Consider the following 22,710-nt stretch of genomic DNA (forward strand, 5'->3'; position numbering starts at 1 on the left):
TCCTGCGTGGCAGCTCAATGCAGACTCTGAGCACCCGCAAGCAGGCGGATGAGGATTGACGAGGCACAGAGACGCAATATGTAAATTTTTCTTTACCGAAGCGCTGTTATTGTTGCTTCAAAATGATTTGACATTTGAGCCCCTTATTAATTGTTTACTTGCGAGTATTGCCTGTCTATTATTGGCCCACTGTCTCTCTGTACATTCACCAAGGAACACTCCATGTCCCTGATCAACGAATACCGCGCCACCGAAGAAGCCATCAAGGAACTTCAAGCTCGCCTCGCCAACCTGTCGCAAGATGACAAGCTGAAAAAAGAGCTGGAATTCGAAGGCAAACTGCGCGCACTGATGGGCGAATACTCCAAGTCGCTGCGTGACGTGATTGCCCTGCTCGACCCGGAATCCAAACTGAGCAAAGCCCCTCGCGGCGCTACCAAGACCACCAGCACCAAACGTGCTCGCAAGGTCAAGCAATACAAGAACCCGCACAACGGTGAAGTGATTGAAACCAAAGGCGGCAACCACAAGACCCTGAAAGAATGGAAAGCCAAGTGGGGTGGTGACGTGGTTGAAAGCTGGGCAACCCTGCTGGGCTGATCCCGGCAACTGCCTTAAGGCTTCAGCAAAACGCCGGCTCATCGCCGGCGTTTTTATTTATTCTGCCAACGCATAGTGCGTTCGCAGTGTACGGACATGTGCAAGCCATGCCTCCAGGACCTGCCGCCCGGCATCGTCCGTATCGACCAGACGGGCCTGCGCCGCCTGCTCGAAATCGCCCAGGGTGTTGGGCGCTCCCAGGCGCGGATCGCTCAGGCGCTGCTGGCAGAAGCGGTGCCAGCGTTGTTGCTCCTGTTCGTTCAAGGTGTCGATAAAGTTGCGCGCCCGGTAGCGGAACAATAGCTCAGGCATGCGTGCATCATCGAACATCCAGTGCCCCTGCCCCAACTGTCGCGGATCGCTCAAACGAACTTGTTCACACAAGCGACGATCACGATCCCCGAGAAATCCCTCGTACAACTGTTGCTCGGGATCTTCGCTGGGTGCGAACTCATCTGCGCTGTAGAGGCTCTCCAGCTTGTCCCGCCAAGCGTCTTGCTGCTGAATCAATTGATCGGCTCGAGACAGAACAAGCGACATATCAAGACCCAGTCGCTGTTGATCGGCCGGGCGCAATACGCTCAATGGCGCAACCACAGGACATTTGTTGATGTGCACCAACTTCAGCGGAACCGGCAATTCCGCGTCAGCCAATTCCTCGCGCCGCGTGTACAAACGCAAACGCAATACCTCGGCACTTTCCCTTATTAAAGGCGAGTTTTCCATGTGCAGGTCGCACACAATCAGTGCATTGCGATTACGCGGGTGCCAGGCCAACGGCAATACCACCCCCAGGTAACTACGCTCGCTGGAGAAACGCCCGGAGATATGCACCAGTGGCTGAAGCAGGCGAATCTGCTCCATGACCTTGTGCTTGCTACGCAACTGGAACAACCAGTCATAGAGTTTGGGCTGGCGTTGGCGAACCAGGCGGGCTAACGCGATGGTGGCGCGGACATCGGACAATGCCTCGTGAGCATGGCCGTGATCGATCTTGTTGGCCTTGCTCAGCAACTCCAGGCGCAGGCTGGTGCGTCCGTCCTGCTGCGGCCAGACGATACCTTCCGGGCGCAGGGCATAGGCGGTGCGCACCACGTCGATCAAGTCCCAGCGGCTGTTGCCACCCTGCCACTCACGGGCGTAGGGATCGAAGAAGTTGCGGTAGAGGCTGTAGCGGGTGACTTCATCATCGAAGCGCAAGGTGTTGTAGCCTGCGCCACAGGTGCCGGGGCGCGACAACTGTTCATGCACCCGGGTCATGAACTCCGCTTCCCCCAAGCCTTTTGCCATCAGTTGCTCAGGGGTGATGCCCGTCACCAGGCAGGCGGCGGGGTGCGGCAGGATATCGTCGGAGGGGCGGCAATACAGGTTGACCGGTTCGTCGATCTCGTTGAGCTCGAAATCGGTGCGTACGCCTGCAACCTGCAGCGGTCGGTCGCAGCGCGGGTTGATACCGGTGGTTTCGTAGTCGTGCCAGAAGATGCTGGAGCTCACGGTGTCGTCCTGTACAAAGTTCGCGGACGAGTCTACCGGAGGAACGCCTTCAGGCCGACTCGTTCATCGGCTTGAAGCTGAAGAAGTCGCGCAGCGAGCGCACGAACTCGTCGTACTCGCGCGGCGCCTGCAATAGCATGAAGCCAGCATCGAAATGCCCCGGGGTCTGGTCCTCGCGGCTCCACAGGCAACTGGCGGTGAGATTGATGAACTGATAGCCCCCGCCTGCAAGCGGCACACGCAGCTGCAGATCGAAATCCGGTCCGACCATGATCGGGAGCTGGCTGATCACCATGAGCCCATCCTCGGAGGCATTCCCCAGATAACCAATCTCCTGATCGGTCAACCGGTTGAAGACCTTGAGCACGTAAGGCAGTTGATGACGGTCGATCTGACGTTCGATGAACATGATTCTCCGTACCTTATGCCAGGAAGACCAGGTACTGGCGGTGAGCGTTACACCTACTTTACAGCCTAGCTTAGCCTGAGCGACGGCCCGGATGAAATCATTGTCACCTTGGTATTAACGCAAAGGCGTAGTCGGCGCAGGGCTGGTCACCGCCGGCTCACCGCGCAGATGGCCGAGCTGCTCCAGGGTCTGCAGGCGCGCCTGGGCACGGTAGGCGTACTCGTTCTGCGGGTAGCGCTGGATCAGGAACTGGTAAGTCTGCGCTGCATCGACATAGAGTTTCTGCCGCTCCAGGCACTGGCCACGCAGCATCGCCACTTCCGGATGGATGAACGGACGGGCACGGCTGGTGCGATCGACTTGCGACAGCTCCAGCATCACCCGCTGGCAATCGCCACGATCGTACGCGCGGTAGGCATTGTTCAGGTGATGGTCCATGGACCAGCGGGTGCAGCCGACGACACTGGCCGCCATGGTTAACACGATCAGGGCTCGCATGGGAATTCTCCTTTGATGGCCAGTATATCGGCCTGCGCCCCGATTTCTTCAGCGTGCCGATGCACGCTTCATCCAGCTGACGCGCGGCGCCGAGCGTCTACCTGCAACCTCCTGCTTGTAGGGTGCTGCCGACGGTGCAACCGCCCTCTCGCCAACCTGCAAGGTAGTGCAACGGAACAATGACTACAGCGCAATTGAGGAGTAGCCTTTCGCTGCGCTTCAACATAGGAGTCTGTGCATGACCATCCGCCGTACCAAAATCGTGGCCACCCTGGGCCCCGCCAGCAACTCGCCGGAAGTGATCGAACAACTGATCCTCGCCGGCCTGGACGTGGCACGTCTGAACTTTTCCCACGGCACTCCGGACGAGCACAAGGCCCGCGCCCGCCTGATCCGCGACATCGCCGCCAAGAACGGCCGCCACGTCGCACTGCTGGGCGACCTGCAAGGTCCGAAGATCCGTATCGCCAAGTTCAGCAACAAGCGCATCGAACTGAAGATCGGTGACAAGTTCACCTTCTCCACCGCTCACCCGCTCACCGAAGGCAACCAGGATATCGTCGGCATCGACTACCCCGACCTGGTCAAGGACTGCGGTGTAGGTGACGAGCTGCTGCTCGACGACGGTCGCGTGGTCATGCGCGTCGAAACCGCTACCGCCGACGCGCTGCATTGCGTGGTGATCGTCGGTGGCCCACTGTCCGACCACAAGGGCATCAACCGCAAAGGTGGCGGCCTGACTGCACCGGCCCTGACCGAAAAAGACAAGGCCGACATCAAACTGGCCGCGGAAATGGACCTGGACTACCTGGCCGTCTCCTTCCCGCGTGACGCCAAGGACATGGAATACGCACGCAAGCTGCGTGACGAAGCCGGCGGCAGCGCCTGGCTGGTGGCCAAGATCGAGCGTGCCGAAGCCGTTGCCGACGACGAAACCCTCGACGGCCTGATCGCGGCTTCCGACGCCGTGATGGTTGCCCGTGGCGACCTCGGCGTGGAAATCGGCGACGCCGAGCTGATCGGCATCCAGAAGAAGATCATCCAGCACGCTCGCCGCAACAATAAAGCGGTGATCGTTGCGACCCAGATGATGGAGTCGATGATCCAGAACCCGATGCCGACCCGCGCCGAAGTCTCCGACGTGGCCAACGCCGTGCTGGACAACACCGATGCGGTGATGCTGTCGGCCGAAAGCGCCGCCGGCTCGTACCCGATCGAAGCGGTGCAAGCCATGGCGCGCATCTGCCTGGGCGCCGAAAAGCACCCGACCAACCAGAAGTCCAGCCATCGCCTGCACACCACCTTCGAGCGCTGCGACGAGAGCATCGCCCTGGCGGCGATGTACACCGCCAACCACTTCCCTGGCGTGAAGGCGATCATCGCCCTGACCGAAAGCGGCTACACCCCGCTGATCATGTCGCGCCTGCGCTCGCATGTGCCGGTCTTCGCCATGTCGCCGCACCGCGCGACCCAGGCCCGCGTCTCGATGTTCCGCGGCGTCTACCCGATCGCCTTCGATCCGGCTTCGCTGCCGGCCGACAAGGTCAGCCAGGCGGCTGTCGACGAGCTGCTCAAGCGTGGCCTGGTCGAACAGGGCGACTGGGTGATCCTGACCAAGGGTGACAGCTACCACACCATCGGTGGCACCAATGGCATGAAGATCCTGCACGTGGGTGATCCGCTGGTCGGTTGATGCCTGAGTTGTAGCAACGACTTCAGGTCAGCAAAAAAGACCGCTCTCAGGAGCGGTCTTTTTTTTGGGTTGCCCGCGATGGGGCATGGTGCTGCCAGAGAGTCAGGCATGCTCGACGAACACGTCAGCCAGCACCTGGTTTCTTGGCACGCCGGCGATGAACAATCTGCGAGCGAAGCGCTCGACACTCACGGGCGACCCGCAGAGCAAGGCGATGGTCTGGCGAGAGGTCGGACGCAATCTCGCAAGCGCCTCCTCGAGATGCTCCTGCAGCACGTATTCGGTATCGATGCCATGCGTCTGTTGCAGCGCGGGTTGCAGGTAGTGCCCGGCATCATCGCGTGCCACATGCATGACCTTTATTCCTGCCCGATGGCCTTGGCGCAAAGCCTCCCGCGCAACACCCCACAGCGGGGCAAGGCCAGTACCTGCCGCCAGCAACCACAGCGGCCTGTCCTGCCAGTCGGGGTCGTAGTGCAGCGCGCCCCCTCTGAACTCTCCCAAACCCAACGAGTCACCGATCTTCAAGCCCCGAGCCAGATCGCAAAACGCACCCGGCCGCTGGCAGTCGATATGGAACTCGAGAAAATCATCCTCCCCCGGCAGGCTGGCCAGCGAGTAAGGTCGGGCCACCGTGCCCAGCCACAGCACCACATGCTGCCCCGCCTGATAACGCAACGCCCGCGCAGGCTTCAGTCGCAAGCGCAGTACATCGCCGACCCAGTCCAGCGCGCACACCCGCGCCGGCACACCATCACGCTGCGGATCGAACACCATAACCTGCAGATCAGCCGTCACCCGGCACTGGCAAGCCAGGCGCCAGCCCTGCTCGCGCTTGTCGGCCTGCAGCGCCTCGGGCAAGGCATCCTCAGGCTCGCCATCGACGCACCGTACCAGGCAGGCGTGGCAACTGCCGGCCCGGCAACTGTAAGGCACGTTCAGGCCGGCGCCGTTGAGGGCGTCGAGCAGGTTGCTGCCGGTCGGAACGCTGATGCGGCGCTCGCCCACACGAAGATCGGGCATGTACGAAAGGTCTCCTGGAGTCTGTTGCCATTGTACAGAACGCCAGCAAGAACGATGCCTGGCAGCGGCAGACCAAGGTCCAGCCCACGCGCAGGTGTTTCCCACGGGCAGCCGCGCTATACTGCCGCGCCCTTTTTGTGCCGGCCTGACCTGCCGGTGCGCCTTGCAAGGCCTTTCGACGCGCTGGTCGGCGGTGTCGATGCCTTTACGAATGTTCCCGTCTTTAAGAGGAGCGCGCTGCATGACCGTGATCAAGCAAGACGACCTGATTCAGAGCGTTGCCGACGCCCTGCAATTCATCTCGTATTACCACCCCGTCGATTTCATCCAGGCGATGCACGAAGCCTATCTGCGTGAAGAATCGCCCGCTGCCCGCGACTCCATCGCCCAGATCCTGATCAACTCGCGCATGTGCGCCACCGGCCACCGCCCGATCTGCCAGGACACCGGTATCGTCACCGTGTTCGTGCGCGTCGGCATGGACGTGCGCTGGGACGGCGCGACCATGAGCCTGGACGACATGATCAACGAGGGCGTGCGCCGCGCCTACAACCTGCCGGAAAACGTCCTGCGCGCCTCCATCCTGGCCGACCCGGCCGGTGCCCGCAAGAACACCAAGGACAACACCCCGGCGGTGATCCACTACTCCATCGTGCCCGGCGACAAGGTCGAAGTCGACGTCGCAGCCAAGGGCGGCGGTTCGGAGAACAAGTCGAAGATGGCCATGCTCAACCCGTCCGACTCGATCGTCGACTGGGTGCTCAAGACCGTCCCGACCATGGGCGCTGGCTGGTGCCCGCCTGGCATGCTGGGCATTGGCATCGGCGGTACTGCCGAAAAAGCCGCGGTCATGGCCAAGGAAGTGTTGATGGAATCCATCGACATCCATGAACTGAAAGCCCGCGGCCCGCAGAACCGCATCGAAGAGATCCGCCTGGAGCTGTTCGAGAAGGTCAACCAGCTGGGCATCGGCGCCCAGGGCCTGGGCGGCCTGACCACCGTGCTCGACGTCAAGATCATGGACTATCCGACCCACGCCGCCTCCTTGCCGGTGTGCATGATCCCCAACTGCGCCGCCACCCGTCACGCCCACTTCGTGCTCGACGGCTCCGGCCCGGCAGAGCTGGAAGCGCCGTCGCTGGATGCCTACCCGGAAATCGTCTGGGAAGCCGGCCCGAGCGCGCGTCGCGTCAACCTCGACGAGATCACCCCGGAAGAAGTCGCCAGCTGGAAACCGGGCGAGACCATCCTGCTCAACGGCAAGATGCTCACTGGCCGCGACGCTGCGCACAAGCGCATGGTCGAGATGCTCAACCGTGGCGAAGAGCTGCCGGTGGATCTGAAAGGCCGCTTCATCTACTACGTCGGCCCGGTCGATCCGGTCGGTGACGAAGTGGTCGGCCCAGCCGGCCCGACCACCGCCACGCGGATGGACAAGTTCACCCGCCAGATCCTCGAGCAGACCGGTCTGCTGGGCATGATCGGCAAATCCGAGCGTGGTCCGACCGCCATCGAGGCGATCAAGGACAACAAGGCCGTGTACCTGATGGCCGTTGGCGGCGCCGCGTACCTGGTGGCCCAGGCCATCCGCAAGTCGAAGGTCCTGGCCTTCGCCGAGCTGGGCATGGAAGCGATCTACGAGTTCGACGTCAAGGACATGCCGGTCACCGTCGCGGTGGACAGCAAGGGTGAGTCGGTGCACATCACCGGCCCTGCGCTGTGGCAGAACAAGATTGCCCAGAGCCTGGCTGTTGAAGTGAAGTAAGACTGCGGTAATCACGGCGCCCCGTTCGCGGGCAAGCCCACTCCTTGCAGGAGCGGGCTTGCCCGCGAACGGGGCGCTGCTGTTTCAGCACAGGATCACAGCAACAGATCCTTGAGCCAAAACGACAGCGTCTTGTCCGACTCATCCGGCTCGCCCAGATCCCGCCACGCACACGACGCACGCAGCGAAGGCTGATGCAGAAACCCTCGATTACGCCAGAAGGCGTGTAGCGGCTTGTAGTCTTCTGGCCGGCGCGGATGGCCATTGGGCCGTTCGACGGCACTGAATGCGCAGTAATGAAAGCCACCCAGCTTGTGCGCATAAGATTCGCGCTCGATGAAAAAGCGCACGCCCAGCCCTCGCCCGCGATAAGCCGGCAGCAGCACCGACTTGCCGAAATAATAGACGGTGCGCGGATCGCGTCCCTGCTCGAAAAACGGCTGGCGGAAAGCCTCAGGCTTGTCGCCCAACGGCATGCCGGTGGAAACGCCTACCACCCGCCCCTCGTCCATCGCCAGGATCGCCAGGCTGCGCTCGGAGTCGATATAGCGGCGAAGACCGTCAGCCTCGTACGCCGGCGTGCTGTCGTAAAGATAGGGGAACTCGCGGACCACCGTCAGGCGCAGGCGAGCGATATCATCGATGTAAGGCGCGATGGCAGCGCCGTGAAGCAGGCGGATTTCCATGCGGAGCAGTCGTTCTGTCGCGCCCGGCCAAGCCGGGCCTGAGGGGAAACCCTATCATCGGCTGCGACATGAGCCCTTTCCCCTGCGCGACAGGTATTTCTCCAGAACCGCTGCCAGATCAGGCAATACGCGTCCCCAACACCTTGAGGAACGCCGCCAACCAGGCCGGATGCGCCGGCCAAGCGGGCGCCGTCACCAGATTGCCATCCACATGCGCCTGGTCGATGGCAATATCCACGAACCGTCCCCCGGCCAACCGCACCTCCGGCGCGCACGCCGGATAGGCGCTGCACGCACGCCCTTCGAGCACCCCTGCCGCCGCCAGCAACTGTGCGCCATGGCACACCGCCGCGATCGGCTTGCCCGCCTGGTCGAACTCCTTGACCAGTTTCAGCACCCGCTCGTCCAGACGCAGGTACTCCGGCGCCCGCCCACCAGGGATCAGCAGCGCGTCATAGCCCTCGGCACGCACCTGGACGAAATCGAAGTTGAGGGCGAAGTTGTGCCCAGGCTTCTCGCTGTAGGTCTGGTCGCCCTCGAAGTCGTGAATGGCCGTGCGCACGGTCTGCCCGGCGATCTTCTCAGGGCACACCGCGTGCACCGTGTGGCCAACCATCTGCAAGGCCTGGAACGGCACCATCACTTCATAGTCTTCGACGTAGTCGCCCACCAGCATGAGAATCTTCTTCGCCGTCATCGCATCCACTCCTTCGTTTGCAGGGAACAATCACTGCACGATAGTCCGCTTTGTCGATGAACGATATACGGCGCAGGTCTCAGTTGCGACGATCCAGCAGATTGACCACCAGCCGATCCAGCCAGCCCCAGATCCGCTGCTGCACCCGCCGCCACAGCGGCCGGGCCTTCCAGTGATCCAGGTCGACCTCCTCGCTCAAGGCGAAGTCCCGCGTGAAACTGGCCAGCACCGCAGCAGTCAGCGGCGGATCGAGGGCTTCGACGTTGGCTTCGAGGTTGAAGCGCAGATTCCAGTGGTCGAAGTTGCACGAACCAATGCTGACCCAGTCGTCAACCACGGCCATCTTCAGGTGCAGGAAACATGGCTGGTACTCGAAGATCCGCACCCCGGCGCGCAGCAAACGCGGGTAGTAACGATGGCCAGCGTAACGCACCGAAGGGTGGTCGGTGCGTGGCCCCGTGAGCAGTAAGCGCACGTCGATACCCTTTTGCGCCGCCCGGCGCAGCGACCGGCGCACGCTCCAGGTTGGCAGAAAATACGGCGTCGCCAGCCAGATGCGACGCTGCCCACTGTTCAGTGCACGGACCAGCGAATGCAGAATATCGCGGTGCTGGCGCGCGTCGGCGTAGGCCACCCGGCCCAGGCCCTCGCCCTGCGCCGGCATCTTCGGCAGGCGCGACAGGCCGAAGTTTTCCGGCGGGCGCCAGGCCGTGCGACGGTGGTTGGCGTGCCACTGTCGGTCGAACAGCAGCTGCCAATCGGCCACCACCGGTCCCTCCATACGCACCATCACTTCATGCCACTCGCTCGCCTCCTGGCCCGGTGTCCAGAATTCATCGGTCACGCCGGTGCCACCCACCACCGCCCAGTGCTCGTCCACCAGCAGCAGCTTGCGGTGATCGCGGTACAGGTTGCGCAGGCCCCGGCGCCAGCGCAGACGGTTGTACAGGCGCAGTTCGGCTCCGGCGGCCTGCAAACGCTGACGCAAGGCCGAAGGGAAGGCCAGGGCGCCATAATCGTCGAACAGGCAACGCACGCGCACGCCACGCGCGGCCGCAGACTCCAGGGCCTCGACCACCGCATCGGCACAGGCCCCCGCCTCCACCAGGTAAAGTTCCAGATCGACCTGGCGCTCGGCGCGCACGATGGCCATGAGCATGCGGGGAAAGAATTCGGGGCCGTCGATCAGCAGTTCGAACTGGTTGCCATCCCGCCAGGGGAAGACCGGCCCTGGCATGTCAGCGCGCGGTGAAGATCAGCACCGCGCTCACCGGCACCGACGGGTTGATGGACTTGAGCCCGGCGAAGGTGCGCAGGCGTTCCAGCCCTGGCAGCAAGCCATAGTCTTCGGCACGCAACAGCAGCGGCTCGAGGGTCACCACCTGGAATCGCCGCTCATCGAGGCGGGTGGCCAGCAGCAGGGCGTTGTAGCTGTGGGACTGGCCATGCAGCGTCACGGTCAGCGGCAGGCGCAGTTCCAGTTGGGCACCGTTGGCAAGGTCGTTGATCGGGCGCAGGTCGAGCTGGGCCTTGACCGTCGCTTCGGGGAAGCGCTCGACCTCGAACAGGGTGTCACGCATGCGCTCGTCACGCAGCGGGATACCACTGCTCACCGAATCCATCTCGATGCTCAAGCCAGCCACACCCTTGCGGTCGATGGTGCCGTGCAATACCAGGAAGCGGTGCACTTCGGCAGTATCGCCGTTCTTGCCGGTGATGAACGACAGGCGCGAAGACTCACCGTCCAGGTGCCAGTTGGCATGGGCAGGCAGGCACAGGGCCAGTAACAGGGCAGGTAGCAGGCGGAGCAAGGTGGGCATGTGAAACCTCTTGAAGCAAGGCCGACAACCTTACCCCGCAGGCCTTCACGGCAGCAAGCGACAACCCTCGCGCGGCCCCTGCCAGACAGCCATGCTATGCCGTCCTAGGCCTTCGGCGAGCACGCTGCGTGCGCGGCTGTCCTCTTCCAGGCGCTCCAATGGCAGGTACTGCCTCACATAGGCGCGGCAATAGGCCTCGTCAAAACCCATGACGAAGCGGCACGAGCAGTACTCCTTTGCCGAGTACGCCGAAAGAATGCTCGGAAAGTCCGACAGGGCCTGACGTTCGGTCCATGCCCAGGCCAGCAGGACCAGCAGCAACACCAGCAAGATCCGCTTCATGCACCCGCCTTCGCCAGCACGGCCAGCACGCGCTTGAGCAGTTCGTTATGGCTGTAGCTGCCGTCGCGGTCGTCGCCGTAGCGTACGATCACCAGCTTCTGCGTGGGCAGCACATATAACGCCTGGCCCCAGTGACCGAGGGCGGCGAAGGTATCGGTGGGGGCATCCGGCCAGGGCGGTGGGTTGCCCGGCAGCGGCTGGTTCAGCCACCAGTGCCCGCCGGGGTTGGCATCGCCCGGCACCGGCTCGGCATGGGTGAACAGGGTGCGATTGAAGGCCACCCAATCGGCAGGCAGCAGTTGCTGCTCACGCCAGCGCCCGTCGCGCTGCATCAGCAGGCCGATGCGCGCAAGATCGCGGGCACTGAGGTAGAGGTAGGAGGAGCCGACATAGGTGCCAACACCGTCGCGCTCCCACACCGCATGCGTGATACCCAGCGGGGTGAACAGCGCCTGCCAGGGATAGTCGGCGTACTGGTCCGCCCCGAGCATGCCGCGTAGCGCCGCGGCCAGCAGATTGCTGTCGCCGCTGGAATAGGCAAAGTGCTGCCCCGGCAGCTCGGCTTGGGCCATGCCAGCGGTGTAGGCCGCCATGTCATTGCGCCCGCGGGTATAGAGCATTGCCACGACCGAGGATTTGAGCGGCGCGTATTCATAGTCTTCCTGCCAGGCCAGGCCGCTGGCCCAGTGCAGCAGGTCGACCAGGCGCAGTTGCGGATGCTCACGCAAGGCGGGGTAGTAACGGGCGGCCGGATCATCGAGCTGGAAACGCCCTTCGCCGCGGGCGACGCCCAGCAACGTGGCCAGCACGCTCTTGCTGATCGACCAGGTCAGGTGCGGGGTGTCGACGCCTGTAGGCGCTGCGTAGCGCTCGTACAGAACGCGACCGTCACGAATGATCAGCAGTGCATCGCTGCGCACACCGCTGCGATCGACATCGTTGCGCAGCGCGAAGGCATAGTCGTCGACAGCCTGCCAGTCGTACCGCGTCGGATCCTGCTGCCATTGGCTGCCCGGCCACTCCTCGGCGAACACCGGCAGGGCGATCAATCCGAGAATGCCCAGCACCACCTTCAGTCTGCCCATCGATACCTCACGCGCGGTCAATCGGCGGAGCATGCCTGGGCTTCATGACAATCCTGCAGCAGCCCAGGCCTTGGCCAGGCGTTTTTCCCGGGTCGCAGCGGCCAGTGCCAGCAGCCCCTGGTCGCGCTGCCAAAGCTGCGCCCAGTGCCCGGGGCCGCTGGCCAGGGCCGCGTCGATATCGCCACGCAGTGCCTGGAACTGGGCGAACAGGCCGGCCAGCAACAGATGACAGCCCACGCTGTCGGCGCATTGTCGGCTGGCCTCGGCACAGGCAGCGAGCAGGCCGATCAGGCGCAGGCGCAACACCTGGGGCCAGGTGCACTCCTGGGCAACGCCGTGCAGCCACCCGAGCAGCGCGGTGAGTACATAGAGGTCTTCGAGGGAGCGGAACGGTTTGACATAGGCCTCCCAGCCATCCCCCGCCAGCAGCTCGCAGGCCGCGTGCTTCAGTTCGACACGGGCATGGCCGACCTCAGGCATCAACGGCAGGGTCGGCAACGCTTCGAGGGTCACGCCGGGCTCACCGGGGTAGACCACCGCCAGGCTCAGCCGCGCGCTCTCGCCCTGCGCTTCGCTGCGGGCCGCCACCAGCAACCATTCGGCGTCGAGACCGGCGGTGACGAAATCCTTGCGACCACTCAGCCGCAGCCCATCGAGACGGGTGTGCATGTCGGCCGGACGCACACTGCGTCGCTCGGTGGCGCACAAGGCCCCCAACCCCGCAGGCGCGCTGGGCCAGAGCACACGCAAGGCGGCCTGGTAACCGACCAGAAAGGCCAATCCCGGCGTGTCCATCGCGCGCCCACCCAGCGCCGCCAGTTCGAACGGCGTGACTGCGCCCAGACGCTCCAGCGTGGCCGCATAGGTCTCGCCCAGAGTGGCCGCCAGCGCCTGGCGCAGCGGGTCGTTGAGTCGTTGCAACCAGGTCATCGAATGCTCCTCGTGAGGGGTGTCACGCAAGCATCACCAAAGATTCACGGAGGTGACACCGCGCCTACCTAGGCTGACTTTGCACAACAAAGCCGACCGGCCGCAACCCTATTTGGCTGGCTTATGGAGACTCGCAATGACTCAGATCGCTCGCTCTGGCGACAACAGCACTGAACGCCGTCTGCAAGCCGAACGCCTGGTCGGCGCCGCGGCCCTGCAGGAAGCACAGGCCCTGCGTTTCAAGGTGTTCAGCGCCGAATTCAAGGCCAAGCTCAAGGGCGCGGAACTGGGCCTGGACATGGATGACTACGATATCCACTGCCGCCACATCGGTGTGCGCGACCTGGCCACCGGCCAATTGGTCGCCACCACCCGCCTGCTCGACCACCAGGCCGCCAGCAGCCTGGGCCGCTTCTACAGCGAAGAAGAATTCAGCCTGCACGGGCTGCTGCAACTGCAAGGCCCGATCCTGGAACTGGGTCGCACCTGCGTCGATCCCGACTACCGCAACGGCGGCACCATCGCCGTGCTCTGGGGCGAGCTTGCCGAAGTGCTCAACGAAGGCCGCTACAGCTACCTGATGGGCTGCGCCAGCATCCCCATGCAGGACGGCGGCATCCAGGCCCACGCGATCATGCAGCGCCTGCGCGAACGCTACCTGTGCACCGAGCACCTGCGCGCCGAGCCGAAAAAACCGCTCCCCACCCTGGCCCTGCCGAACAACGTCATCACCGAGATGCCACCGTTGCTCAAGGCGTACATGCGCCTGGGGGCGAAGATCTGTGGGGAGCCCTGCTGGGACCAAGACTTCCAGGTCGCCGACGTGTTCATCCTGCTCAAGCGCGATGACCTCTGCCCGCGCTACGCCCGTCACTTCAAGGCGGCAGTCTGATGCCGGGCCTGCGGGCCTGCGCCCGCCTCCTGCGCCTGGTACTGGTGCTGTTGCTGGGGATCGCCATGGCCAGCGTCATCGCCTTGGGCGAACGCTTGGGGCTGCACGCCTCCATCGAGCGGCGGCAACGTTGGACCTGCCTGTTCATGAAACGCCTGATCGGCGCCCTGCCCTTTGACGTGCGGGTCGTCGGTGAACTGCCACAGCGCTCGATGCTGTGGGTCAGCAACCACGTGTCATGGACCGACATTCCCCTGCTGGGCATGCTCACGCCGCTGTCGTTCCTGTCCAAGGCCGAGGTACGCCAATGGCCGTTGGCCGGCTGGCTGGCGCAGAAGGCCGGCACCTTGTTCATTCGCCGTGGCGGGGGTGATGCCCAGCGTCTGCGCGAACAGATCAGCGAGCAACTGGGCCAGGCCCGACCGTTGTTGATTTTCCCTGAAGGCACGACCACCGACGGTCGCGGCCTGCGCACCTTCCACGGACGCCTGCTGGCCGGCGCCATCGATCAGGACACACCCGTGCAGCCAGTGGCGATCCAGTACCTGCGCAACGGCGAACCGGACCCGATCGCACCGTTCATCGGCGATGACGACATGGTTTCGCACCTGATGCGCTTGTTTGGCAGGGAGCGGGGGGAGGTGGTGATTCACCTGCTGGCGCCGGTGGAGAGCCAGGGCAAGGAACGTGCGGCGCTGGCCTTCATGGCGCAGCAGGCGATTCAGGTGGCTTTGTTCGGGGTCGAGGACGTCGAGGTGGCGGTGCCGCGTCGGCAGGCAAAAGCGGCCTGATTGCTGGGGTGGGGCGAGCGGCCCTATCGCGGGGCAAGCCCGCTCCCACAGGCACCCCGCTGTACTTAAAATCAGCTCGGTACCTGTGGGAGCGGGCTTGCCCCGCGATAGGGCCCTGGCAAACACTGCAAAAAACCTCACCGCCCCGCCGCCGCAAACACCTGCAACTGCGGGTAGAACTCACGAAAATCCGCCAGCAACGGCTCATACAACCGCTCCAGCTCCGCCATCACCCCATTCATGCCCTGCGGCTTCGACAGCCGCCGCGCGATCCCCCCGAACACCTGCTCCAGCGTGGCGAAATCACCATAGGCTCCCAGCCAGTCATCCGCTGCCATGAACGGCGCAATACGTGCCAAGCGCCCCGGCAACTGCGGCTCGGCCAACAGCACCCGGTAAAAGGTCTCGGTAAACTGCGCCAGCGGCTGCTCGGCGTAATCCGCCCAATGCCGTGCCAGGCAGTGATCGAAGAACACGTCGAGCACGATCCCGGCAAACCGCCGACGCTCTTGCGGGAAGCGCGCCAGCGCCGCCAGTACCAGCGGATGGCTGTCGGTGTAGCGATCGATCTGTCGGTGCAGCCGGATCGCCGCCTCCAGCTCAGGCGCAAAGCGCCCTTCGAGCGGGCCTTTGACGAAATCGCCGTACAGGCTGCCGAGCATTTGCTGCGGCGCCGGGCCGCCAAGGTGCAGGTGTGCGAGGTAGTTCATGGCGGCAGTCTAGCACTGTCGCCGCGTATATCGTTATAACGCGATATAGCGATTTCGGCTGAGCTCAGAACCTCTTCATATTTGTATATCGCGAAATACCGATTTATATTTCGCTCCATCGCGATATACCGCTACACACCACGAGCCCAACCATGCCTCTCGACCTCGACGAAATAATAAAAGCCCTGGCCCATCCGGTCCGCCGAGACATCCTCAACTGGCTGAAGGACCCTGCGGCGCAATTCCCCGACCAGCACCACAGCACCGAATTCGGCGTCTGTGCCGGGCAGATCGATCAACGCTGCGGCCTGTCGCAGTCGACCGTCTCTGCCCACCTGGCCACCTTGCAGCGCGCAGGCCTGATCAGCAGCCAGAAGGTCGGGCAGTGGCATTTCTTCAAGCGCAACGAGGACACCATCCAGGCCTTCCTCGAGCAGATGAGCCAAGAGCTCTGACAAGGACCTTGCAATGCCCCTTTCACTGTTGATCCTGGCGCTGAGCGCCTTTGCCATCGGCACCACCGAGTTCGTCATCATGGGCCTGCTGCCCGATGTGGCGCGCGACCTGGGTGTGAGCATTCCCGGAGCCGGATGGCTGGTGACCGGCTACGCCCTGGGCGTGGCGATCGGCGCGCCGTTCATGGCCCTGGCCACCGCCCGCCTGCCACGCAAGGCTGCGCTGGTGGTGCTGATGGGCGTGTTCATCGTCGGCAACCTGCTGTGTGCAGTGGCCAGCGACTACAACCTGCTGATGTTCGCCCTCGTGGTCACCGCCCTGTGCCACGGTGCCTTCTTCGGTATCGGCTCGGTGGTGGCGGCCAGTCTGGTGCCAGCCAACCGCCGCGCCTCGGCCGTAGCGCTGATGTTCACAGGTCTGACCCTGGCCAACGTGCTGGGTGTGCCACTGGGCACTGCCCTGGGCCAGGTCGCCGGCTGGCGCTCGACCTTCTGGGCCGTGACCGGCATCGGCGTGATCGCATTGATCGGCCTGATCCGCTTCCTGCCGCTGCAGCAGGATGCCGAAAAGGTCGACATGCGCGCTGAACTCGCCTCCCTCAAGGGCGCCCGGATCTGGTTGTCGCTGAGCATGACCGTGCTGTTCTCGGCCTCGGTGTTCGCCCTGTTCACCTACGTTGCGCCACTGCTCGGTGATGTGACCGGCGTATCGCCACGCGGCGTGACCTGGACCCTGGTCCTGATCGGCCTGGGCCTGACGCTGGGTAACATCATCGGAGGCAAGCTCGCCGATCGCCGCCTCGCGGCCACCCTGGTGGGTGTGTTCGCCACCATGGCAGTGGTCTCCACCCTGTTCAGCTGGACCAGCAACGCGCTGGTGCCCGCCGAAATCACCCTGTTCCTCTGGGCCACCGCCGCCTTCGCCGCCGTTCCAGCGCTGCAGGTCAACGTGGTCACCTACGGCAAGGATGCGCCGAACCTGGTCTCGACCCTGAACATCGGCGCCTTCAACCTGGGCAACGCCCTGGGCGCCTGGGTTGGCGGCAGCGTCATCGCCCACGGCCTGGGCCTGACCAGCGTACCGCTGGCCGCAGGCGCCCTGGCTGTCCTGGCGCTGATCGTCACCCTGATCACTTTCAACCAGCGCGGCGACAACGATGCCGAACTGGCCGCTGCATCCAACTGACCTACGCGAGGCTTTCGACATGACCACGCTTTTCGATCCGATCACCCTGGGCGACCTCGAGCTGCCCAACCGCATCATCATGGCCCCGCTGACCCGTTGCCGCGCCGACGAGGGCCGCGTGCCCAACGCACTGATGGCCGAGTACTACGTGCAGCGCGCCAGCGCTGGCCTGATCCTGACTGAAGCCACCTCGGTCACACCGATGGGCGTCGGCTATCCCGACACTCCCGGCATCTGGTCCAACGACCAGGTCCGCGGCTGGCACAACGTGACCCAGGCCGTGCATGGCGCTGGCGGGCGCATTTTCCTGCAACTGTGGCACGTCGGGCGCATCTCCCACCCGTCGTACCTCAACGGTGAGCTGCCGGTGGCGCCAAGCGCAATCCAGCCCAAAGGCCACGTCAGCCTGGTGCGCCCGCTGAGCGACTACCCGACACCCCGCGCGCTGGAAACCGAAGAAATCGCCGACCTCGTCGAGGCTTACCGGACCGGTGCCGAGAACGCCAAGGCTGCTGGTTTCGACGGCGTGGAAATCCATGGCGCCAATGGTTACCTGCTCGACCAGTTCCTGCAGAGCAGCACCAACCAGCGCACCGACCAATACGGCGGCTCGCTGGAAAACCGTGCCCGCCTGCTGCTGGAAGTGACCGACGCGGTGGTCGACGTCTGGGGCCCCAAGCGCGTCGGCGTGCACCTGGCACCACGGGCCGATGCCCACGACATGGGCGATGCCGACCGCGCCGAGACCTTCACCTACGTTGCCCGTGAACTGGGCAAGCGTGGCATCGCCTTCATCTGCTCGCGGGAAAAAGAAGGCGACGACAGCATCGGCCCGCTGATCAAAGAGGCGTTCGGCGGCCCCTACATCGTCAACGAACGCTTCACCAAGGCCACCGCCAACGCGGCACTGGCCAGCGGCAAGGCCGATGCCGTGGCCTTCGGCATCCCGTTCATCGCCAACCCCGACCTGCCGGCGCGTCTGGCCGCCGATGCGCCGCTGAACGAGCCGCACCCTGAAACCTTCTACGGCAAGGGTCCTGTGGGTTACATCGACTACCCGCGCCTGTGATGCAGGGCAGAGGATGAGCTGCACCCGCTCATCCTCTGCTGGTGTCCGCTTAGTGGCCAGAACCCACAGGCAATCATGCCGAAGCGGTTTACTCTGCGTGACTCATCCGCCACCTGCCATGGGCCTTCATGGCTGCACCGCCTGATCCACAGCCCGGTATTCGAAGGGATTGCCCTTGCCATACTGGGTCTGATCCAGCCTGATCACCGGAACCCAAAGATTGGTGCGAGCTTTGAATTTTGTCTGGTATGTCTTGGCGCTCGCGTCCGCTCCGGCCACATTGGCAAAGTAGAAGAAAGCCTCGAGAGGCAGTTTCTCACCGATATCCTGCGCCCAGGTCCGCACGAGAACCTCGTTCCAGGGAGTCGAAATTCTCAGCGGTGTGCCCTTCGCTTCCAACGCAGCCAGGAACTGCGAGGGTACCTGTGTGCTCAGCGAACATTGGAAGCCTGAGCTGGTGAGACCAGAGGCATGTGTGATCCACTGCGCTGCCGTGGTAATCCCTTTTGCAGCACAGGAGCTCAGATCGGCAGCCAGAAGCCCCTGTCGAGATCCACAGCCGTTCTGGTTGTAATTATTCGAAGTGCCTGCGTTATGGGGATAGATACAGAGCAGCTCCTGGGCCTTGTTCTGAGCGATGGCGGTTTCCTGGTCGCTGAAGATGAAGCCGCTGCTTATGGCGAGGCTGGTGACATGGGAGTCCATGCGCAGGTATGTGAACGACACGCCCCCCAGCTTCACCGCGTTCGGACTCGGGTTCCAGGGATCGAAATTATCGTTGTACGTGCCCCGCGCCAGCACACCGCTGCAGTAGTACGCCGGGGTATTGCCGGCACAGGCGGCAGGAACCTTGCGGTAGCGCTCGTTCAAGCGTGCTGCGACAACTTCCCCGGGAGCAAGTGCGGACTTGACGATCTTCAAATCCAGCGGCTCGGAAATCACCAGCGGATTGCCGCCACGCCCCAGGCTCGCAGTGAGCCTCACGGTCTTGCCCAGGTCCTTGGCCACATCGTCCTTGGCGACCTGGAAGCGGATATCTCCCGTACCGCCGAATCGTTGCGTGGGCAGGTCCAGACGCGCCCCTCCTTGCCAGCGCATTCCGACGGTATCGCCCTTGCGCAACTGCTGGCCATCCACCTTGATCGTCGTGCTGCCCATGATCAGATTGAGGTCGAGTTCACCCTTCGAGGCTTGCTCGGCTGTGGGCGCCTCAATCATCATCCGTTCCAGTATTCGCGCACTGAGCCCCTGGGAAATACGCAACGGATTTCCGTCTCCACCCACACTGGCGGAGATGATCACCGCACTTCCAGTAAAGAGGCTGACCGTATCGAACGGTACCTCGAATGACACCGGCGCAACTTTCTTGACCTCCTTGAGCGATAGATCGCGGGTTTTGCGGCCTTTCCATCGAAGTCCGACCATGTCACCCACTTTCATGCCGGGATAGTCAACTTCAACCGTCGTGACATCGCTGCCTGGACGATAATCGCCGTTCTTGTCGATGCCGAGCAGCTTCGGTGCAGGAACGTCGAACGGCAACGACTTCACCACCGTTACAACGATTGGGTCGGAAATGATCAAGTTCGAGCCATTTACCCCGACACTGGAGGTCAGTCGCGCAGTACCACCGACAACTTCCTCGACCAGTTCCCTGGGCACCTTGAACACCAGAGGCCCTGCCTGCTTGACGGTCTGAACCGGCAAATACTTGGATTTCTTGCCTTGCCAGCGCAACCCGACGGTATGCCCTGCAGCCATCGCCGGGTAGTCCACATGCACACTGAGCTCATCTTTGAAGCTATCGAGGCCGATCTGCCTGTCACGCGCTTCGACCAGCACCGGTGCGGGTACATCGAAGCCCGCACGCACGGCCTGCTCAGGTACTGCGGTTTCTTTGCCGTTGGGGACACAGGCAACCAGCGCTAACTGTAGCGAGCCGACTACGGCTATCCATGCCAGAGCTTTCATGGTGTCACTCCTTGATCTGCCGGGTTGTAGGTGAACGCACCTTTCCCGTGTTTGGACCCCTTCATGAAATCCCCCAAAATTTAAGAAAACGCGGCCCCGCCGAGGCTCCAGAGTGCTCGAAAATTGGAGTTACTTCGAATCCAGTTAGAGGCACCGACGAAACGATGACCCGGCCGCTGTCGCACAGTGAATGCTGTTGCCAGGATACAACTGAGCAACTTCAGTGTTTTACAAGAGATGAAATTTGGCCTGCTACTCCCAACGCGAGCGAAACTGGAAATAACAATAAAAACGGTGAAACCGTATCTCGCTTGACGCCTGACCCGGAGTACGAAGTTGCAATGACAATCTAGCAACAACTTGAAGACTGCACACCTGACAAAATTAACAGGTGCCCGCACGCCACTATCATTTTTACCAGTTGCTCAGATATACGTATTTGCCTAAGGTCGATGAAACAGCAACTGTTTGTCATAGCGAAATCACGCGGACAGCGTCATCAACCATGCAATGGAGCTGCCATGTACCTGCCTCCCGTCCTATTTAGGCTGAGCCTGCTTGCAGCCAGTCTGGTTCTCAATCACTCAGCACTGGCGGCGCCAGGACCGGAAACGGCACATGCCCTGAGTGTCCGCTACCTGCAGAGCCCCGCGAACTGTGGCAGCACCAACAAACCCCGCTTCCTGTGCGCAGGCGTGATACTCAAGGGCACGACCCACATGAATCAGGAGAACAGCTGGGATCCGACACCAGAGGAGCGCGAGAATGGCGGTACGGCCTACACGTATCTGGCCAAAGATGCCACCTTCAGCCATCTGGCCTTGAACGATACCAACGGCTACATCATTTACCCGGCAGAACAACAACCGAAAGAAAGTCGGACGCTGCAGCTACTGTGCTTCTTTCCAGTCGACGGTGGACGACGGACGCGTTCAGACCACGGTTGCGGGGAATCACAGGAGGGAGGCGCAAGCAGCCGCGCCTGCCATCTGCAAGACATCACCACAGCCAAGGGTTGGCTTGCCAACTATGGCAATGACCCCGCCAAGCAGTGCGGTTTCTCGGTAGCTAACGGGATGGGCCTGGTCGCCGTGAACGGCTTCAATGCTGGGGTAGAGGCCACAGGGCTTCTGCCAGGCGAGCAGAACAACGAACTGCGGGGCAAGACCTGGGAGGGAATTCCCACTGCTCACCTGCCGATCCAGGCGTTTTTCTACCTGCACGACAGTCCACAGGGGCTGCTCAAGGCACAGCAAGATCAACGTCAGTTCTACAAGGCAACCGGAACCTTCGTCCCGATCATCACACTGACACTGCCAGAAGCAGATCGCGATGCGCTTTTCAACTATGTCGAAGCTTCCCAGGCAAAGCTGGGCGACGTGATCTGTGAGCGTTACTTCGTATCCGGCCACTGGTTCGAGCGCAGCGACGTCAACCCGGGTAAAAAGGAGTGGGCGCTGGGACTGGTGCCGACCGATTGCGCCAGGGCGGTGAAAGCGAACCCGTCAGAAGAGGCGGAAAACGCGGCTGACCGGGAAATGCGCGACAAATTCAGCGCAGACCAACGCTGGGTGAATAATGACAAGGGTGGCATGACCCAACAGATGGTCTGCCACATGCGTATCGCCCACGACAAGCCCGAATGGAACCTCGAGCCGTTCCGACCGAACCTGCCGCTGGAAGACTATCTGCGCAAAGGTTGCAACCCGCGCTGAAACGCTACATTTTCACGGCCGCGCGTTGATCTGCTGCTGCAGGTTCTGGATCTGGCTCTGCAGGGTGTTGAGGCTGCGCGTGGTCTGGCCACGGAAAGCATCGAACTCCTGCACCGAGGCACCACTGGCAGTTGCCGGGCGATTGTCCGCCTGGCTCTTGAGCACCAGCACATCCTGCTCCAGGCTCTCGAGCGCAGCGCCTTGCTTCTTCACCGCTGCCACCTCGCTGCTCAGGCTCTTGAGCTGGCCATCGAGCTTGCCGCCATCGACCTGGCCCGACTTGAGTGCCGCAAGCTCGGTGTTCACCGCCTTGAGCTGCGCCTGCAACTGGGTCTGTAGCTCGGTCACTGCCTTCTGCTGCGCGCGGGTATCGGCCAGCACCTGTTCCAGGCGCTTGCCCAGATCGCCGGCCTGACCGGCAACGCCTTCCTGCTGCTTGCCCTGCTCGGCAAGGCTGGCCTGCAACTGGCGAATCTGCAGTTTCAGGGCTTCGCTGCCAGTGCTGCTGTTCGACTCGCTGGCATCGACCTTGCCGCTGATCGCCTGCAGGCGGCCGGCGGCTTCCTCGCTGATGCGGGCAAAGCTCTCCTGAGTGGCCACCAGTTGCTGCTCCATCAGCGAAATCTGCTGGAAGCTCCACCAGCCAAGCCCGGCCAGGGCGATGAACGAGGCCACCAGCAACGCCCACAAAGGGCCATTGCTGGTCGGCCGCGCGGCTTTCTGCCGACCACGTGCCACATGGGCCGGGAGCAGCTCGTCATCATCGGGAGTACCCGCCCTCAGGACCGGCACATCATCGAAATCATCGTGGGCATCGTTGCGCATGGGTAGGTTCGACCACACTAATAGCAAAGAGACATATTATAAACCGCCGGGATG

Annotated in this window: 23 protein-coding genes; 9 read left to right on the forward strand and 14 right to left on the reverse strand. The window is 62.8% G+C overall.

Going from position 1 to position 22,710, the window contains the following annotated elements; translation table 11 throughout:
• Window positions 1–222: 222 nt before the first annotated feature.
• Window positions 223–600, forward strand: a complete 378-nt coding sequence (mvaT, locus tag ACK3BK_RS20125) for a histone-like nucleoid-structuring protein MvaT (protein WP_411383159.1) — start codon at window positions 223–225, stop codon at window positions 598–600.
• 57 nt (window positions 601–657) lie between these two features.
• On the opposite strand, the gene sbcB is transcribed toward mvaT, so the two are convergent.
• From sbcB to ACK3BK_RS20140, 3 genes are all read right to left on the reverse strand, one after another.
• Window positions 658–2,094, reverse strand: a complete 1,437-nt coding sequence (gene sbcB, locus ACK3BK_RS20130) for an exodeoxyribonuclease I (RefSeq protein WP_411383160.1) — start codon at window positions 2,092–2,094, stop codon at window positions 658–660.
• 49 nt (window positions 2,095–2,143) lie between these two features.
• Window positions 2,144–2,503: a PilZ domain-containing protein gene (locus ACK3BK_RS20135; protein WP_411383161.1), complete on the reverse strand. Its 360-nt coding sequence runs from the start codon at window positions 2,501–2,503 to the stop codon at window positions 2,144–2,146.
• A gap of 114 nt (window positions 2,504–2,617) precedes the next feature.
• Complete coding sequence (locus tag ACK3BK_RS20140) at window positions 2,618–3,001, reverse strand: tetratricopeptide repeat protein (protein ID WP_186667302.1); 384 nt, start codon at window positions 2,999–3,001, stop codon at window positions 2,618–2,620.
• A 238-nt stretch (window positions 3,002–3,239) separates the two neighbouring features.
• Here ACK3BK_RS20140 and pyk point away from each other — a divergent pair, with 238 nt between their 5' ends.
• Window positions 3,240–4,694, forward strand: coding sequence for a pyruvate kinase (pyk, locus tag ACK3BK_RS20145; protein WP_054893799.1), 1,455 nt, complete (start codon window positions 3,240–3,242; stop codon window positions 4,692–4,694).
• A 102-nt stretch (window positions 4,695–4,796) separates the two neighbouring features.
• Here pyk and ACK3BK_RS20150 read toward each other — a convergent pair whose 3' ends face one another.
• Window positions 4,797–5,717 carry an iron-sulfur-binding ferredoxin reductase gene (locus ACK3BK_RS20150; RefSeq protein ID WP_411383162.1) on the reverse strand — a complete coding sequence of 307 codons (921 nt, stop codon included), beginning with the start codon at window positions 5,715–5,717 and terminating at the stop codon, window positions 4,797–4,799.
• Between the two features lie 241 nt (window positions 5,718–5,958).
• On the opposite strand from ACK3BK_RS20150, the gene ACK3BK_RS20155 reads away from it, so the two are divergent.
• Window positions 5,959–7,482, forward strand: coding sequence for a fumarate hydratase (locus ACK3BK_RS20155; RefSeq protein WP_065864229.1), 1,524 nt, complete (start codon window positions 5,959–5,961; stop codon window positions 7,480–7,482).
• A gap of 95 nt (window positions 7,483–7,577) precedes the next feature.
• Here ACK3BK_RS20155 and ACK3BK_RS20160 read toward each other — a convergent pair whose 3' ends face one another.
• The 7 genes from ACK3BK_RS20160 to ACK3BK_RS20190 all read right to left on the reverse strand — a co-directional run bounded on the left by ACK3BK_RS20160 (window position 7,578) and on the right by ACK3BK_RS20190 (window position 13,042).
• Complete coding sequence (locus tag ACK3BK_RS20160; protein WP_186667304.1) at window positions 7,578–8,168, reverse strand: GNAT family N-acetyltransferase; 591 nt, start codon at window positions 8,166–8,168, stop codon at window positions 7,578–7,580.
• A 118-nt stretch (window positions 8,169–8,286) separates the two neighbouring features.
• On the reverse strand, window positions 8,287–8,865 hold the full coding sequence (locus ACK3BK_RS20165) for a DJ-1/PfpI family protein (protein ID WP_186667305.1): 579 nt from the start codon (window positions 8,863–8,865) through the stop codon (window positions 8,287–8,289).
• Between the two features lie 79 nt (window positions 8,866–8,944).
• A complete protein-coding gene (locus ACK3BK_RS20170; RefSeq protein WP_186710823.1) occupies window positions 8,945–10,102 on the reverse strand; it encodes a phospholipase D-like domain-containing protein in 1,158 nt (385 codons plus the stop codon).
• 1 nt (window position 10,103) lies between these two features.
• Entirely contained in the window at window positions 10,104–10,685 is a 582-nt protein-coding gene (locus tag ACK3BK_RS20175) for a YceI family protein (RefSeq protein WP_186667307.1), read from the reverse strand.
• Between the two features lie 45 nt (window positions 10,686–10,730).
• Entirely contained in the window at window positions 10,731–11,027 is a 297-nt protein-coding gene (locus ACK3BK_RS20180) for an amidase (protein ID WP_411383163.1), read from the reverse strand.
• Window positions 11,024–12,112, reverse strand: a complete 1,089-nt coding sequence (locus tag ACK3BK_RS20185) for a serine hydrolase domain-containing protein (RefSeq protein ID WP_411383164.1) — start codon at window positions 12,110–12,112, stop codon at window positions 11,024–11,026. Before ACK3BK_RS20185 ends, ACK3BK_RS20180 begins: the two co-directional genes overlap by 4 nt.
• Window positions 12,113–12,154: 42 nt before the next feature.
• On the reverse strand, window positions 12,155–13,042 hold the full coding sequence (locus ACK3BK_RS20190) for an acyl-CoA dehydrogenase (RefSeq protein WP_411383165.1): 888 nt from the start codon (window positions 13,040–13,042) through the stop codon (window positions 12,155–12,157).
• Window positions 13,043–13,178: 136 nt separating this feature from the next.
• Between ACK3BK_RS20190 and olsB the strand changes: the two genes are divergently transcribed.
• Together olsB and ACK3BK_RS20200 are read left to right on the forward strand one after the other, a co-directional pair.
• Window positions 13,179–13,934: an L-ornithine N(alpha)-acyltransferase gene (gene olsB / locus ACK3BK_RS20195; protein WP_411383166.1), complete on the forward strand. Its 756-nt coding sequence runs from the start codon at window positions 13,179–13,181 to the stop codon at window positions 13,932–13,934.
• Window positions 13,934–14,725, forward strand: a complete 792-nt coding sequence (locus tag ACK3BK_RS20200; RefSeq protein ID WP_186667311.1) for a lysophospholipid acyltransferase family protein — start codon at window positions 13,934–13,936, stop codon at window positions 14,723–14,725. Before olsB ends, ACK3BK_RS20200 begins: the two co-directional genes overlap by 1 nt.
• 137 nt (window positions 14,726–14,862) lie before the next feature.
• Here ACK3BK_RS20200 and ACK3BK_RS20205 read toward each other — a convergent pair whose 3' ends face one another.
• The gene (locus ACK3BK_RS20205; RefSeq protein ID WP_411383167.1) at window positions 14,863–15,435 is read right to left on the reverse strand and encodes an ACP phosphodiesterase; all 573 of its coding nucleotides are present in this window, start codon (window positions 15,433–15,435) and stop codon (window positions 14,863–14,865) included.
• A 152-nt stretch (window positions 15,436–15,587) separates the two neighbouring features.
• On the opposite strand from ACK3BK_RS20205, the gene ACK3BK_RS20210 reads away from it, so the two are divergent.
• The 3 genes from ACK3BK_RS20210 to ACK3BK_RS20220 are packed head-to-tail and all read left to right on the forward strand — an operon-like array spanning window position 15,588 to window position 18,145.
• A complete protein-coding gene (locus ACK3BK_RS20210; protein ID WP_186667313.1) occupies window positions 15,588–15,890 on the forward strand; it encodes an ArsR/SmtB family transcription factor in 303 nt (100 codons plus the stop codon).
• Window positions 15,891–15,903: 13 nt separating this feature from the next.
• Complete coding sequence (locus ACK3BK_RS20215) at window positions 15,904–17,076, forward strand: MFS transporter (RefSeq protein WP_411383168.1); 1,173 nt, start codon at window positions 15,904–15,906, stop codon at window positions 17,074–17,076.
• Window positions 17,077–17,095: 19 nt separating this feature from the next.
• On the forward strand, window positions 17,096–18,145 hold the full coding sequence (locus ACK3BK_RS20220; protein ID WP_186710816.1) for an alkene reductase: 1,050 nt from the start codon (window positions 17,096–17,098) through the stop codon (window positions 18,143–18,145).
• 126 nt (window positions 18,146–18,271) lie between these two features.
• On the opposite strand, the gene ACK3BK_RS20225 is transcribed toward ACK3BK_RS20220, so the two are convergent.
• Window positions 18,272–20,116, reverse strand: coding sequence for a hypothetical protein (locus ACK3BK_RS20225; protein WP_411383169.1), 1,845 nt, complete (start codon window positions 20,114–20,116; stop codon window positions 18,272–18,274).
• 521 nt (window positions 20,117–20,637) lie between these two features.
• On the opposite strand from ACK3BK_RS20225, the gene ACK3BK_RS20230 reads away from it, so the two are divergent.
• Window positions 20,638–21,831: a DUF2599 domain-containing protein gene (locus ACK3BK_RS20230; protein WP_411383170.1), complete on the forward strand. Its 1,194-nt coding sequence runs from the start codon at window positions 20,638–20,640 to the stop codon at window positions 21,829–21,831.
• Between the two features lie 12 nt (window positions 21,832–21,843).
• On the opposite strand, the gene ACK3BK_RS20235 is transcribed toward ACK3BK_RS20230, so the two are convergent.
• Window positions 21,844–22,656 (reverse strand): ATPase, encoded by an 813-nt coding sequence (locus ACK3BK_RS20235; RefSeq protein WP_411383171.1) that lies wholly within the window; start codon window positions 22,654–22,656, stop codon window positions 21,844–21,846.
• Window positions 22,657–22,710 lie beyond the last annotated feature (54 nt).

The organism is Pseudomonas sp. L7 (assembly GCF_046605565.1).
GTDB classification, from domain to species: domain Bacteria; phylum Pseudomonadota; class Gammaproteobacteria; order Pseudomonadales; family Pseudomonadaceae; genus Aquipseudomonas; species Aquipseudomonas wayambapalatensis.